At 44.4% G+C, this 15,390-nt stretch carries 13 protein-coding genes; 10 read left to right on the top strand and 3 right to left on the bottom strand.

All coding sequences use genetic code 11. The features are described from left to right. Positions 1-66 precede the first annotated feature (66 nt). Positions 67-1,041 carry a polyprenyl synthetase family protein gene (locus M2470_RS14555; RefSeq protein WP_280745735.1) on the bottom strand — a complete coding sequence of 325 codons (975 nt, stop codon included), beginning with the start codon at positions 1,039-1,041 and terminating at the stop codon, positions 67-69. Between the two features lie 94 nt (positions 1,042-1,135). On the opposite strand from M2470_RS14555, the gene polA reads away from it, so the two are divergent. Continuing rightward, positions 1,136-3,904 (top strand): DNA polymerase I, encoded by a 2,769-nt coding sequence (polA, locus tag M2470_RS14550; protein ID WP_280745734.1) that lies wholly within the window; start codon positions 1,136-1,138, stop codon positions 3,902-3,904. A 4-nt stretch (positions 3,905-3,908) separates the two neighbouring features. Here the strand turns inward: polA and M2470_RS14545 are convergent, their stop codons facing one another. Beyond that, complete coding sequence (locus M2470_RS14545; RefSeq protein WP_280745733.1) at positions 3,909-4,505, bottom strand: acetate uptake transporter; 597 nt, start codon at positions 4,503-4,505, stop codon at positions 3,909-3,911. 102 nt (positions 4,506-4,607) lie between these two features. Here M2470_RS14545 and ychF point away from each other — a divergent pair, with 102 nt between their 5' ends. From ychF to M2470_RS14500, 9 genes are all read left to right on the top strand, one after another. Next, complete coding sequence (ychF, locus tag M2470_RS14540) at positions 4,608-5,711, top strand: redox-regulated ATPase YchF (protein ID WP_280745732.1); 1,104 nt, start codon at positions 4,608-4,610, stop codon at positions 5,709-5,711. 53 nt (positions 5,712-5,764) lie between these two features. Beyond that, positions 5,765-6,955: a glycoside hydrolase family 88 protein gene (locus M2470_RS14535; RefSeq protein WP_280745731.1), complete on the top strand. Its 1,191-nt coding sequence runs from the start codon at positions 5,765-5,767 to the stop codon at positions 6,953-6,955. Position 6,956: 1 nt separating this feature from the next. Next, positions 6,957-8,186 (top strand): DUF2264 domain-containing protein, encoded by a 1,230-nt coding sequence (locus tag M2470_RS14530; protein ID WP_280745730.1) that lies wholly within the window; start codon positions 6,957-6,959, stop codon positions 8,184-8,186. Positions 8,187-8,275: 89 nt separating this feature from the next. Further along, positions 8,276-9,121 carry a 5-dehydro-4-deoxy-D-glucuronate isomerase gene (kduI, locus tag M2470_RS14525; protein ID WP_280745729.1) on the top strand — a complete coding sequence of 282 codons (846 nt, stop codon included), beginning with the start codon at positions 8,276-8,278 and terminating at the stop codon, positions 9,119-9,121. Beyond that, positions 9,121-10,035 carry a transporter gene (locus M2470_RS14520; RefSeq protein WP_280745728.1) on the top strand — a complete coding sequence of 305 codons (915 nt, stop codon included), beginning with the start codon at positions 9,121-9,123 and terminating at the stop codon, positions 10,033-10,035. The genes kduI and M2470_RS14520 overlap by 1 nt, the downstream gene beginning before the upstream one ends. A 149-nt stretch (positions 10,036-10,184) precedes the next feature. Beyond that, a complete protein-coding gene (locus tag M2470_RS14515) occupies positions 10,185-10,631 on the top strand; it encodes a DUF4252 domain-containing protein (protein ID WP_280745727.1) in 447 nt (148 codons plus the stop codon). Continuing rightward, on the top strand, positions 10,631-11,137 hold the full coding sequence (locus M2470_RS14510; protein WP_280745726.1) for an RNA polymerase sigma factor: 507 nt from the start codon (positions 10,631-10,633) through the stop codon (positions 11,135-11,137). Before M2470_RS14515 ends, M2470_RS14510 begins: the two co-directional genes overlap by 1 nt. Then, positions 11,130-11,513, top strand: a complete 384-nt coding sequence (locus M2470_RS14505) for a DUF3379 family protein (RefSeq protein WP_280745725.1) — start codon at positions 11,130-11,132, stop codon at positions 11,511-11,513. The genes M2470_RS14510 and M2470_RS14505 overlap by 8 nt, the downstream gene beginning before the upstream one ends. A gap of 8 nt (positions 11,514-11,521) precedes the next feature. Beyond that, on the top strand, positions 11,522-11,983 hold the full coding sequence (locus M2470_RS14500; protein ID WP_280745724.1) for a DUF4252 domain-containing protein: 462 nt from the start codon (positions 11,522-11,524) through the stop codon (positions 11,981-11,983). Positions 11,984-12,073: 90 nt separating this feature from the next. On the opposite strand, the gene mutS is transcribed toward M2470_RS14500, so the two are convergent. Next, complete coding sequence (gene mutS / locus M2470_RS14495; protein ID WP_280745723.1) at positions 12,074-14,692, bottom strand: DNA mismatch repair protein MutS; 2,619 nt, start codon at positions 14,690-14,692, stop codon at positions 12,074-12,076. Between the last annotated feature and the right edge of the window lie 698 nt (positions 14,693-15,390).

The following is a 15,390-nucleotide window of genomic DNA, read 5'->3' as shown; positions in this document are numbered from 1 at the left end:
CAGATTTCACGGATTACACAGTTAATATCAAAAAGTAGTGAAATCCGCGAAATCCGTGCCTAAATCTTAATTATCTCTTTCTACAATATAATCAGCTAATAAGAGTAGACTTTCTCTGGCTGGAGATGGGGGAAGGTCACGTAAAAGGCCTTTTGCTTTCTCGCAATAGTCTTCCATTGCCCGTTGGGCATATTCTATCCCGCCATTGCTTTTAGCAAAATCTATCAAACGTTTGATATTTTCAGGTGTAAAGTTCTTTTTTTCAATCATTTCATAATAAGGAACATTCTCTTCACGCTCTGTAGTCATCAAAGCATGTAAGAGAGGAAGGGTTACTTTTCCTTCCAGAATATCATTTCCAGTAGGTTTGCCTATCTTCGCATCTTCGTAATAATCAAAGATATCATCTTTGATCTGGAAACAATAGCCAAGGTATTCACCAAACAGCTTACACTTCTCTACAATCTCTTCAGAAGCATTGGCAGAGAGAGCGCCAATCTCAGCACAAGCAGAAATCAAACGGGCTGTTTTATTCTTAACTACTTTATAATAATCCTCTTCGCTTAATACAATATTATCAACGAGCTCTATCTGCTGCAGTTCGCCTTCCGACAAGGAACGGCCAACCAGGCAAACAATCGTCATAATATTCAAATCACCTGTCTGTATTGAACGCATCAAGGCGGAAGAGAGAATATAATCGCCAACCAAGACAGAGACTCTATTGTCGTAGAAAGCATTCAAAGAGGGTACCCCTCTCCTCTCCTTTGTCTCATCAATTACATCATCATGCACCAAACTAGCTGTATGGAGCAATTCTACAATGATAGAAGTATTAAGCGTTTTTTCGGTTATACCTCCGCACGCCTTGGCTGTTAATAACAAGAGTAAAGGGCGAATATGCTTCCCGGATGAAAGCATAATCTTATCAATAGCACTTTGCAGTTTCAAGGTAGAACTTGAAATTGAAGCAGTAAAATCGTCATTGAAACGCTTGAATTCGGCAGCAACAGGTGCTTCTATGATTTTTCGTTTATCCATAGTTTGTTGTAAGATTAGCAAAAGTAAGAAAAAGTATTGAGTAAGATGCTTTTTTTGTACATTTACCGATTAAAGCTACAAAAAACAATATAAAATGAAACTATTCTTAATTGATGCATACGCACTTATTTATAGATCCTATTATGCTTTTATCAAAAACCCCCGGATCAACTCCAAAGGGATGAACACATCGGCCATCTTCGGATTTGTAAATAGCTTGGAAGATGTACTGAAAAGGGAAAACCCTACACATATAGCTGTTGGATTCGACCCTTCCGGCCCTACTTTCCGGCACGAAGCGTATGAAGAATACAAGGCGCAGCGGGAAGAAACGCCTGAAGCGATCCGGGAATCCGTACCTATCATCAAACAAATTATCGAAGCCTATAATATTCCTATACTCGAAGTCCCTCGCTTTGAAGCCGATGATGTAATAGCAACAGTAGCCATACAAGCAGAGAAAGAAGGATTTGATGTGTATATGATGACACCTGACAAAGATTATGGACAGTTAGTTTCCGACCATATCTTCATCTATCGTCCCAAGTTCGGAGGTGGATATGAAACCATGGGAACAAAGGAAGTGCTGGAAAAATTCTCCATTTCGTCCGTCAATCAAGTGATCGATATACTGGGATTAATGGGTGATAGCTCCGATAATATCCCAGGATGCCCAGGCGTTGGAGAAAAAACAGCTGCCAAACTAATAGAAGAATTCCACTCCATAGAGAATCTGCTGGAAAACACCGATAAGCTGAAAGGCGCTCTGCAAACAAAGATATCAGAGAACAAAGAGCAAATCCGCTTCTCCAAGTTTCTGGCAACGATTGTAACAGATGTACCCATACAGTTTGACGCTCAAAAATGTATTCTCGAAAAGCCGGATAATGAGAAGCTGAAAGAAATTTACACAGAGCTGGAATTCAGAACATTTATCAACAAACTGAATGGGGAGTCAAAGCCTGCAGCTCCGAAGAACATACCTATACAAGGTTCTCTCTTTGCTGAGTTTGCACCGGAAGAAGCTGTGGCAAACAATGATTCATCACTTGCCAGCTTACAGACTACCCTTCACAAGTATCATATTGCTGATACAGAAGAAAAAAGAAAGCAACTAAACGAACTATTATCCAAGCAGAAAGAGTTTGCTTTCGACACGGAAACAGACGGAATCAATCCGCTAACAGCCCATCTGGTAGGCCTTTCTTTTGCCATAAAAGAGAACGAGGCCTGGTATGTACCTGTTCCAGCAGACATGGAAGAAGCAACAAAAATAGTTTCACTCTTCTCCCCCACCCTGCAAAACAAAGAAATAGGAAAGATCGGGCAGAATATCAAATTTGATATATTGGTGCTTCGTAAATACAACATATATGTAGCCGGCTTACTGTTCGATACCATGATCGCCCATTACCTTTTAAATCCGGAACTCCGGCATGGTATGGATTATCTGGCGGAAACATACCTCAAATACAAGCCCATCCCTATAGAGGAGTTAATCGGCCCTAAAGGGAAAAACCAGCTTTCTATGCGGAATGTAGCCCTCGAAAAGATAGCCGATTATGCAGCGGAAGATGCAGATATAACCTTAAAACTCAAAAACTATTTCGAACCGGAGCTCAAAAAGCAGGGTATCGAGCGCCTATTCTATGACATCGAAATGCCGCTGGTATACGTATTGGCAGACATGGAAGCAAATGGTGTCAAGTTGGATACGGCAGCTTTGAAACAATCATCGGAAGAGCTAACAAAAGAACTGATCCGCTTGGAGAAAGAGATTCATGAAATGGCAGGAATGGAATTCAATATTAACTCTGCTAAGCAAGTAGGTGAAGTCTTATTCGATCATATGAAGATTGAAGAAAAGGCTAAAAAAACAAAAACAGGCAGCTACAGCACCAGTGAAGATATACTGGAAAAACTACGCAGCAAGCATCCTATCATAGGGAAACTACTAGAATACAGAGGCCTCAAAAAGCTGTTAAGTACCTATATAGACGCATTACCGGAATTGATCAATCCACAGACCGGTAAAGTGCATACCTCTTTCAATCAGACAGTAACAGCCACCGGACGCTTGAGCTCTACCAATCCGAACTTGCAGAATATCCCAATCCGTGACGAAATGGGACGCGAGATCAGGAAAGCATTTATCCCTGAGAATGAAAACTGCCTGTTCTTCTCTGCCGACTATTCGCAGATAGAACTCCGCATCATGGCACACCTCAGCAAGGATGAAAACATGGTAAGCGCCTTCCGGAGCGGAGCTGATATTCATGCAGCTACAGCCGCCAAGATATACGGTGTAGACATCAAAGACGTGACGAAAGATATGCGCCGCAAAGCCAAAACAGCCAACTTCGGTATCATTTACGGTATATCGGTATTTGGCCTGGCTGAACGCCTAAGCATCCCACGCGCCGAAGCAAAGGAACTGATAGACGGGTATTTCCGCACCTATCCCGACGTCCGGGCATATATGGATGAAAGCATCGAAGTAGCCAAAGAGCATGGATATGTGGAGACCATCTTTAAGCGCAAACGCTTCTTACCCGACATCCACTCAAACAATGCCATCGTCAGAGGATATGCTGAGCGAAATGCCATCAATGCTCCCATCCAAGGAAGCGCTGCCGACATCATCAAAGTAGCGATGGCTCGTATCTTCAATCGCTTTGAAAAAGAAGGTTTGAAAAGTAAGATGATCCTCCAGGTACATGACGAACTAAACTTCAATGTCTACAAAGAAGAAATGGAGAAAGTCCGTCAAATTGTACTCGAAGAGATGGAAGGTGTTATCAAGCTAGAAGTTCCCCTCATTGCCGATTGCGGCGAAGGGAAAAACTGGCTCGAAGCTCATTAAACCCTCATTTAATAATTGGTTTACCTACATTCAATAGTTCTTTGCCGAAAAATATACTTAAATATTTGGCGGCAAGGACATAGAATGTGAGTAATGAAATAGCCAGTTCAGACCAGGCAGCCACCGCATGCCACATTGCTCCGAAACCAAACGAATCAAAGGCTAATCCTAAGAATAGTAATACAATCAAACACAAGAGCACAAACATAGCTTTCGACATTTTAAGTCCAGATATAGCCAATACGATTGTCAGAAACATATATCCCAGAAACACAAAGCCGAGTTGTCGTCCGTCTGCCGCCGAGAATAAAGTCTCTCCAAAGCATCCCAGTTTTATCAACCAACTCATTCCCATCCCGATCCAGAACAATCCATACGCGCTGAAAGCAGTCGCGCCAAACAGATTATTGTGTTTAAAATCGAAGATAGAAGCGATTAACTGAGCCATACCGCCCAGAAAGAACGCCCAAGGCAAAAGAAATGATAATCCATCTGTCCAACCTAATTTCTGAGAAGATGCTACTAATGTTATAATTGCCAAACCAAACAGGCCTAATGGGGTAGGGTCGGCTACTACCGCTTTTACTTGCTTTACTTCCATAATCATAGTATTTTAGTTTTAACGCGTCACAAGATAGTAAAAATTTATTAATTATCAGGCAAAAAACACTATCTTTGCAGCCTCATTTAAAATTCATTTTTCATGGCATTACAATGTGGTATTGTTGGTCTTCCCAATGTGGGCAAATCTACTCTGTTTAATTGTCTTTCTAATGCAAAGGCACAATCGGCAAACTTTCCGTTCTGCACAATCGAACCTAACGTAGGCGTAATAACTGTTCCGGACGAACGGCTGAACAAGCTGTCGGAATTCATACATCCGCAAAGGATAGTTCCTACTACCGTTGAGATTGTTGACATTGCAGGCCTGGTAAAAGGAGCCAGCAAAGGGGAAGGATTGGGTAATAAGTTCCTGGCCAACATACGTGAAACAGATGCCATACTCCATGTATTACGTTGCTTTGACGACGACAATATCACACACGTAGACGGAGCAGTAAACCCAGTTCGCGACAAAGAAATCATCGATACAGAACTACAGATCAAAGACCTGGAAACCATTGATGCTCGCATAGCCAAAGTGCAAAAGCAGGCACAAACTGGCGGTGATAAGCAAGCCAAACTAATATACGAAGTACTTATCCGCTTCAAAGAAGCATTGGAGCAAGGCAAAAGCGCCCGTACTGTCTCTTTCGAGACCAAAGACGAGCAAAAGATTGCACGCGAATTATTCCTGCTGACCAGCAAACCGGTTATGTACATCTGCAATGTAGACGAATCAAGTGCTGTTTCAGGAAACAAATATGTAGAAGCCGTACGTGAAGCAGTAAAAGAAGAAGATGCTGAGATCTTAATCGTAGCAGCCAAGATAGAAAGTGAGATTGCCGAATTTGAAACCTACGAAGAACGCCAGATGTTTCTTGCCGAGATAGGCCTGGAAGAATCAGGAGTAAACCGCCTGATCAAATCGGCCTACAAACTATTGAACCTCGAAACATTCCTAACTGCCGGCGTGCAGGAAGTACGTGCCTGGACATACCTGAAAGGCAGCAAAGCTCCTCAATGCGCAGGCGTAATCCACACCGATTTTGAGAAAGGCTTCATCCGCGCCGAAGTAATCAAGTATGAAGACTATATCCAATACGGCTCCGAATCGGCTGTAAAAGAAGCGGGAAAAATGAGCGTAGAAGGCAAAGAATACATCGTACAAGACGGCGACATCATGCATTTCCGGTTTAATGTATAATTCTGAATGAAAAATAATGCGTATGTTTGCGAAAACACACAAATTTATTTTCCATGAAGAAAAATACTCTTTTATTCTCTGCAATTTGCATACTATTTGCTGGTTGTAACAATCAGGAACCTTTATCGTCAGTCATTGAACGAGGCTTAAACCGCTCAACCGAACAGGCCTTACTAATGGCAAAAGAACTTGAAAACCAAGAAGGCAAATTCCCTAAGACTATTGGTAAAGATGGTAACCTTGAAACAAGTGATTACGGTTGGTGGTGCAGTGGTTTCTTCCCAGGTGAACTCTGGTATTTGTATGAATATACGCAGAATCCCGAGCTAAAGAAATATGCTCAGCTCTATACCGATCGCGTAGAACCAGCCAAGAATCTAACCAACACACACGACCTGGGTTTTATGCTGTTCTGTAGTTTTGGAAACGGATACCGAATCACTCAAAACCCGCACTACAAGGAAGTCATGATTACAGGCGCCCATTCATTGGCGACACGTTACAATCCGACTGTTTGCGCGATTCGTTCTTGGGATTTCAACAAAGACAAATGGCAGTATCCCGTTATCATTGATAACATGATGAACCTGGAATTCTTTTCCTGGATAGCCAAAGAAACAGGCGATAAGCAATTCAGCGAAATGGCAGATTCCCATGCCATGAAAACAAAAGAACATCATTTCCGTCCCGACTTTAGCAGTTATCATGTAGTTTCGTATGATACGATTTCCGGCGAACCGCATATCAAACAAACCCATCAGGGATTTGCAGACGAGTCGGCTTGGGCAAGAGGACAGGCTTGGGCACTGTACGGATATACCGTAATGGCACGTGAAACAGGCAATATCAAATACCTGGAACTGGCACGCCATATTGCTGATTTTATAATGAATCACCCCAATTTGCCGGAAGATAAAATACCTTATTGGGATTTCGATGATCCGAAAATACCAAATGTACCTCGCGATGCTTCCGCTGCTGCCATTATGGCTTCCGCACTTATTGAGTTGAGCCAACTGGATACCACCCCCTTAGGCAAAGAATGGCTGGCTTTGGCAGAGCAACAAATCCGCTCACTAAGCACACCGGAGTACCTTGCCGAAGCAGGAAGCAACCGTTATTTCTCCATCATGCATTGCACTGGACATTTACCGGGCAACTCGGAAGTAGACGTACCCCTATCCTATGCTGATTATTACTACGTAGAAGCCCTGTTGCGACTAAAGAAACTTATCAAGGAGTGATATGAAAAAAGTTTTTTTATTCGTATGCATACTTCTTGCTTCTTGTACAGCTAAGGTAGAAAAAGAAGTCCTTCCGCCAACAGGTGAAGAAGATAGGGCATTCTGGGTGGAAACATTAGTCAGGCTCGCAGACCCTGTACTGACAAACCTCAGCAATAATACCTTAAAGCAAAATATGCCTTTCGAATCGCTTTCCGATGATCCTTTCCGCAAAAAGGTTTCCTATCTGGAAGCCGTTGGGAGGCTACTCTGCGGAATCGCTCCCTGGCTTGAATTAGGCCCCGATGAATCTGCAGAGGGGCAATTACGCGCCAAATACATCGATCTGGCCGTAAACGGGCTGAAAAACGTCGTAAATCCGGACGCTCCCGACTATCTGACATTCGGTGAACCGTATCAACCCTTAGTAGATGCCGCTTTCCTGGCACAAGGACTGCTTCGCGCCCCTACCCAACTGTGGGGAAACCTGGACGAGGAAAGCAAAGCCCGGATGATTACGGAACTGAAAAGAAGCCGCGTCATCAAGCCTTGGGAAAGCAACTGGCTGCTCTTTGCTTCCATCGTAGAGGCTGCTTTGCTGGAATTTACGGGCGAATGTGACATGGAAAGAATGACATACGGAGTTACTAAATTCCGCAACGAATGGTATAAAGGAGACGCTATTTATGGAGACGGTCTTGCCTTCCATGCCGATTATTACAACAGTTTCGTTATCCACCCGATGCTGACGGACGTCTTGATAGTCTTGAAAAAGCATAAGCTGGAAGGGGCTGACTTCCTGGATACCCAGCTCGTGCGCCATACCCGTTACGCAGAACAGCTCGAACGCATGATCTCTCCCGAGGGAACCTTTCCGGTAGTAGGACGTTCTATCGTGTATCGTTTCGGTATATTTCATGCACTAAGCCAGGTGTGTCTGATGGATATACTGCCCCCGAAAGTAGAGCCCGCGCAGGTACGTTGTGCCCTAACAGCTGTTATGCGCAACCAATTGAAATCGCCTGCCAACTTTGATGCCAACGGCTGGTTGAAAGTAGGCTTTGCCGGTGATCAGATTGGGATGTCGGAAAGCTATATCAACACAGGAAGCGTGTATCTTTGCGCGTCTGCCCTGCTGCCCTTAGGACTGCCTCTCTCCCACCCTTTCTGGTCTGCTCCCTTCACTGAATGGACAAACCTGAAAGCTTGGAAAGGCATAGATGTTGGCGCCGATAAAGCAATCGGTAATTAATAATCAACCCCCCAACCCCCTAAAGGGGGGGCTTAAAATAACACCCTTCTTCCCCCTTCAGGGGGCTGGGGGGTAAAACAATAAAAGGAATGAAAACAAATTATGAATTGCGCTATGCAGCGCACCCTGAAGATGCAAAACAGTACGATACCAAGAGAATCCGTCGCGATTTCCTGATCGAAAAACTATTTGCCGCTAATGAAGTGAATATGGTGTATTCTATGTACGACCGCATGATTGTTGGAGGAGCCATGCCTGCCGGTGAGAAACTTCAGCTGGAAGCTATCGACCCACTGAAACAGCCTGTATTTCTGCGTAACCGCGAAATCGGAATTTACAATGTAGGAGGCGGTACAGGAGTGGTACATATCGGCGATACCTCCTTTGAACTGAACTATAAAGAAGCGCTTTACCTGGGTTCGGGAGACCGTGAATTGTACTTTGAAAGCAAAGACCCTTCCAAGCCTACCCTCTTTTATTTCAATTCGCTCACGGCACATCGCAATTATCCAGACAAAAAGGTAACGAAAGCAGATGCCGTTGTAGCTGAAATGGGAGCATTGGAGACTTCCAACCATCGCAATATCAATAAAATGATTGTAAACCAGGTATTGCCTACCTGCCAACTGCAAATGGGTATGACAGAACTGGCTCCGGGTAGCGTATGGAACACCATGCCTGCGCATGTACACAGCCGCCGCATGGAGGCTTACTTCTACTTTGAAGTGCCCGAAGAACAGGCCGTTTGCCACTTTATGGGCGAGCCGGACGAAACACGTCATATCTGGATGAAAGGTAATCAGGCTGTGCTCTCTCCCGAATGGTCTATCCACTCGGCGGCAGCGACATCTAACTACACCTTTATATGGGGTATGGGAGGTGAGAACCTCGACTACGGAGATCAGGATTTCTCTAAAATAGACGAACTACGCTAATGAAACACTATGTATTAACCGCTATCTGCCTGCTAAGCGCTCTGAGCTGCCTGCAGGCACAGAACAGCAAAGTAACGAGTACCTTGGAGGTAATGGATATTACAACAGGCAAACGAACCGTTGTAAAAGAGTTTCCTTACCTGATAGAAGCCCCTAACTGGACACCCGACGGGCAATGGCTTGTCTACAACAGCGGAGGTAAACTCTACAAGCTCTCCCCTACCACAGCGGCTGAGCCTCAGGAAATAAATACCGGATACGCTACCCGTTGCAACAACGACCATGTTATCTCGGCAGACGGCAAGCAGATTGCTATCAGCCACGGCACCAAGGAAGACGGACGTTCGCGCATCTATACCCTCCCTTTTGAAGGGGGAACGCCCCGGCTTATAACTCCTCTGGCACCCAGTTATCTGCACGGATGGAGCCCCGACGGCAAAGAACTGGCATATTGTGCCGACCGTAACGGCAATTACGACATCTATGTCATCCCGGCCGAAGGAGGAGAGGAAGTACGCCTTACAACAGCCGAAGGACTGGACGATGGAGCCGAATATTCACCCTGCGGTAAGTATATCTGGTTTAATTCCGTACGAAGCGGATTAATGCAGGCCTGGCGCATGAAAACCGATGGCAGCGAGCAAACGCAAATGACCTTCGACGAAACACGCAACGCCTGGTTTCCACACGTATCTCCCAATGGAGAATTGGTGGTTTACATTGCCTACAAAAAAGGCGACGTACAACCCGGTGATCATCCGGCTAACAAAAACGTAGAACTGCTATTAATGCCTGCCAAAGGAGGCGAGCCCAAAGTCCTCACCCAACTATTTGGCGGACAAGGAACAATCAACGTAAATTCATGGGCACCCGACAGCAAAAAATTTGCCTTCGTAAGCTACCGATTGAACTAACGAGCAAATAAAAATAAGACACGAGCCATTTTAAATAGGACGTTAGCAAATAAAAACAGCTAACGTCCTATTTTTTTCTTCTATTTTTGTAACAACTATTCCGGCTTGCCCGTCTTTATTTTGAATAGTAACAAATAAGAATAATCAGGATGAAAAAGAAATTATTAGTTATAGCGATGCTTGCCCTTGTATGCCAGTTAGGATATGGGCAGATGAGTGTAAGCCAACTATTCAGCGACTTCTCAAAGCATGCAGGAACAGACAAGGTAAATATCGGCAAAATGACCCTGAAGCTGGCCGGGATATTTACTGATACAATGGGGGTTGACGGGATAGAAATCCTTTCTTTCGGCGAATGCGGAAACGAGGTAAAAGAGCAATTTACCAATGCCATCAGGAACCTGAAAGACTCGTCCTACGAAACGATGATTAATGCAAACGAAGATGGGAAACGCACAAAGGTTATGTTGCTTATCAAAGATGATATGATCCGCGAACTTGTGGTGCTTACCTCGGGAAGCGATGCAGCCATGGTACGTATTAAAGGAAAGATCAAGAAATCGGACATTGAAAAGCTGGTAAACGAGCATAGCTGATGGATGCCGAAAGCTTCAAACAACTGTATCTCCCGCTTCACCCCCGGCTTTACCGGATAGCCTATGCGTTGACAGGTAACAGCCAGGACGCCGAAGATATCCTACAGGATGCTTACTGCAAACTCTGGAGCAAACGGAAAGAGATCAGTGAAATAAGGAATACGGAAGCTTTCTGTGTAACACTTGTAAAGAATTTATGCTACGATTTCCTACGTTCGCCACGCAGCAGGCAAAGCGAAGAAATAGTAGAGAGCCTATCGATGGCTACCGGAGCTTCACCGGAAACAGAAGCCATCGAACAAGACGAAATCAGGCTGATTCAACAACTGATAGACAAGCTTCCCGAAAACCAGCGGCAGGTAATACGCCTCAAAGGGATCAAAGACTGCTCGCTGGAAGAGATAGAAGAGATAACAGGCCTAAGTGCCGTAAATGTACGCGTGTTGCTCTCCCGGGCACGGAAAATAATCCGGGAACAATATTTTAAACTAGCTAGTTATGGATGATAAAGAATTTGACAGTATGATTGACGAGGCCTTGAATATCCCCGTACCGGAAGGCTTGGCAGAACGCTTGGAACAGCATATTGACAAGTTGGCCGAAAATGAGAAAAAGCAGAAACGCCATCGCCTCACCTATTGGGCTACAAGTGCAGCAGCCGTCATCCTGCTTACCATTGGTATCTTTATTGGTACGGATTTGCAAGCCAATCAAGCCCGGATGGCAGATACTTATACCGATCCTGCGGAAGCTGCCATTGCAGCCGAGAAAGTGCTGGCCTTCATGTCTACCCAGCTCAATAAAGGACTCGACCAGGTAGAAAACGCCGGACAGGAAATGGAGAAAGTAAACCAGATATTAGACAAACACTTTAAAGAATAATCAGCGATATGAAGACGAAATATATAATTACAGCCGTATGCCTTTTCTGTGCAACACTAGGCTTTGCACAAGACAAACTGTTCGACAAATATGCCGACATGGACAATGTAACCTCTGTATACATCTCAAAAGCTATGTTTCAGATGATGCCCACCATAGAAAACGTAGGCCTCAACCTGATGAACATGAAAGGAAAGATAGAGTCTCTGCAACTTGTTTCTACAGAAAGAACAGACCAGATACCACAAATGAAAAAAGAGTTCAAACAGCTCGTAAACAGTCAGCACCAGGAACTCATGCGCGTAAAAGACGGTAAAACCCGTGCTACCTTCTACGCCACTATGAAAGGCGACAAAGTAAAAGACCTCTTCATGCTGGCCGACACCGACAGCAGCTTCACCGTTATCCAACTCCTCGGCAACTTCACTCTGCAAGACATCCAGGAGATAACGAAAGAAATGGAGAAATAAAGAAGCAGAACGGAACACGCAGTACGCAGTACGGTTTTTCCCCTCTTGAGAGGGGGTAGAGGGTGTGTAACTTCCCGTTCTGCGTTTTGCTTATTTCCCTTGAATAATCTTCTTGATTTCACTTAGCTTATTAAGAGCTTCGATGGGCGTAAGGTTATTTACGTCCATGTTTTTTATTTCGTCACGCACCTGGCTGAGTACCGGGTCGTCCAGCTGGAAAAAGTTTAGCTGGAAGCCTTCGCCTCCTGAGGCTATTTCTTTTACCGGTTTGGCAGCTATTCCTCCTCCTTGCCTATTGTCCGATTCCAGCTGTTTTAAGATCTCATTGGCGCGTTTTACGATGCTTTTAGGCATCCCGGCCATCTTGGCCACGTGAATACCAAAGCTATGCTCACTGCCTCCCGGAACGAGCTTACGAAGAAACACTACCTTATTGTTTACCTCCTTTACCGATACATTGTAGTTCTTGATGCGTTTGAAGGAACGTTCCATCTCATTCAACTCATGGTAATGAGTGGCAAAGAGCGTTTTAGGACGCATCACCGAGTGTTCGTGTATGTACTCTACAATCGCCCAGGCAATAGAGATACCATCGTAGGTGCTGGTACCCCGCCCTAATTCGTCAAAGAGTATCAGACTACGCGAAGAAAGGTTGTTCAGGATATCCGAGGCTTCGTTCATTTCCACCATGAAAGTAGATTCGCCAACGGAAATATTATCTGAGGCTCCAACACGGGTAAATACCTTATCTACCAAGCCGATATGTGCCTGTTCGGCAGGTACGAAACAACCTGTCTGAGCCATCAGGGTAATCAAGGCCGTCTGCCGTAGCAGAGCCGACTTACCCGCCATGTTCGGACCGGTAATGACAATGATCTGCTGCTTATTGCTATCCAGATACACATCATTGGCAATAAAAGGCTCACCCGGAGGAAGCTGTTTTTCAATCACCGGATGTCGTCCGGCCTTAATATCCAGCACATCCGACTCGTCTACCAGCGGACGTATGTATTTATTCGCTGCCGCTACCTTGGCAAAGGAGAGCAGGCAGTCGATACGCGCAATCAGGTTGGCATTGGTTTGTATAGGAGAGATATACTCCATCAGGCATAACACCAGTTCATTAAACAGGCGTGATTCCATGCCCTGTATCTTCTCTTCGGCACCCAGTATCTTCTCTTCGTATTCCTTCAGTTCTTCGGTGATGTAGCGCTCTGCATTCACGAGGGTTTGCTTGCGTATCCACTCGGGCGGCACCTTATCTTTATGCGTATTCCGCACTTCAATATAGTAGCCGAATACGTTATTGAAAGCTATCTTAAGGCTGGAAATGCCTGTCTTTTCTATCTCCCGCTGCTGCACTTGCAACAGGTAATCTTTTCCGGAATACGCAATGGCGCGTAGCTCGTCCAGCTCGGCACTTACTCCTTTAGCGATTACATTGCCCTTATTTAGTAGGGCAGGGGGATCGGGAACAATTTCTTTCGCTATCCTGTCGCGGATAATGGCGCAGGTATTTAACTGCTCGCCAATCCGGCACAAACTGGGCTCGTTGCTGTTCTCGCAAATCTCCTTTATCGGCTCTATAGCAGACAAAGCAATCCGCAACTGAACCACCTCGCGAGGCGAAACACGACCCACGGCTACCTTTGAAATAATACGTTCCAGATCACCAATTTGTCCTAAGTTGGTCTCAAGGGATTCTTTGGTCTCGGGATGGCGAAAGAAGTAGTCTACCACGTCTTGCCGCTCCTGAATAGGCTTCACATCTTTCAGCGGAAAAAGCAACCAACGACGGAGCATACGCGAGCCCATTGGCGAGATAGTCTTGTCGATGACATGCAACAAACTGGTACCCCCTTCATTCATCGTGCCAATCAATTCGAGGCTACGAACGGTGAACTTATCGAGCCGCACATAGCGATCTTCTTCAATGCGCGAAAGGGAGGTAATATGCGATATCTGGTGATGTTGGGTAATGTCTAAGTAGTGCAGAATAGCTCCGGCAGCGATAATCCCCTGCTTCAGGTGATGTACACCAAAGCCCTTCAGACTCTTCGTCTCGAAATGCTTCAACAAGCGATCGTTGGCGGAGTCGGCAGTAAATACCCAGTCCTCTAGTTCAAAGGTGAAGTAACGCGAACCGAAACACTCCTCAAAGCGTTTCCTGTTCTTCCGTTCTATCAGTATTTCTTTGGGTGAAAAGTTGTTCAGCAACTTATCGATATAGTCAACTGTCCCTTCGGCTGTAAGGAACTCTCCGGTAGAGATATCCAGAAAGGCAATCCCGCAATGATCCTTCTCGAAATGAACAGAAGCCAGAAAGTTATTCTCTTTGTGGTTCAGGACTGTATCGTTGATGGAAACGCCCGGTGTTACCAACTCGGTTATCCCTCGTTTCACCAGTTTCTTGGTCATCTTCGGATCCTCTAACTGGTCGCAGATAGCCACCCGTTTTCCGGCCCGTACCAACTTAGGCAAATACGTATCCAGCGCATGATGGGGGAAACCCGCCATTTCCACGTGCTGAGCAACTCCGTTAGCCCGCTTCGTCAGCGTAATCCCGAGGATATCAGCTCCTATGACAGCATCTTCGCCATACATCTCATAAAAGTCACCCACCCGGAATAAAAGAATCGCATCAGGATGCTTCGCTTTAATGTCGAAGTATTGCTTCATCAGCGGTGTCTCAACGATATGCTTTGCCACAGTTTTTCTTATTTTTCAATTGAGACACAAAGATAACAGAAATAATAAAACTTGCTCACAAAAAAAGCTGCGAGGCTTAAATATTGGTAACCCTTAGTTTGCCGTGGGTCTAGCGAAGCAAGCCAGAGAAAATAGCTCTTTATTGTGTCATTTTATCAAATTGTTAATTTACCCCTCTCTGACACGTCATATTTCGAGACAGAGTAGGGGAGAGTTGCAAAAAAGCGCTGAATTTGATACTTTAGATTTATCGTTTTGTAGCTTAAAAAAGAAAGACGGAGCATATAGAACGATTCTTTTAATATTTTCCATTCATAATTCTACATTCATCATTAAATATATGTCTTTTTGATATTTCAAAATAGGTAGTCATTTTAGGTATGTTTTTAGTTAACAAACCTTTCGTATTATATATTCCTGCCAATATTTTTGAGATTGGCAGAAATGTATAAAAAATTCATCAAGGTCATTTTAGTAAATCATCTAGATGACATTTTGAAATGACCTTGATAATTTAGTTAAATGACTTGGATGAATTTGGAGAAAATCCTTGATTTAACTAAATATTCGTTAAATATGATTGTTTTATTATTAATATGTGCTTAGTATTTTATTTTTACAACCATTTTTATTGAAAGTAAGGTTAGATAAAATCGTTATTTTGGGAAATTATGTAAGTGTATAAGGTTTATTAACAT

Source organism: Parabacteroides sp. PH5-46, assembly GCF_029892785.1.
Classification (GTDB): Bacteria; Bacteroidota; Bacteroidia; order Bacteroidales; family Tannerellaceae; genus DFXE01.
This window is presented reverse-complemented; position numbering and strand designations above follow the sequence as displayed.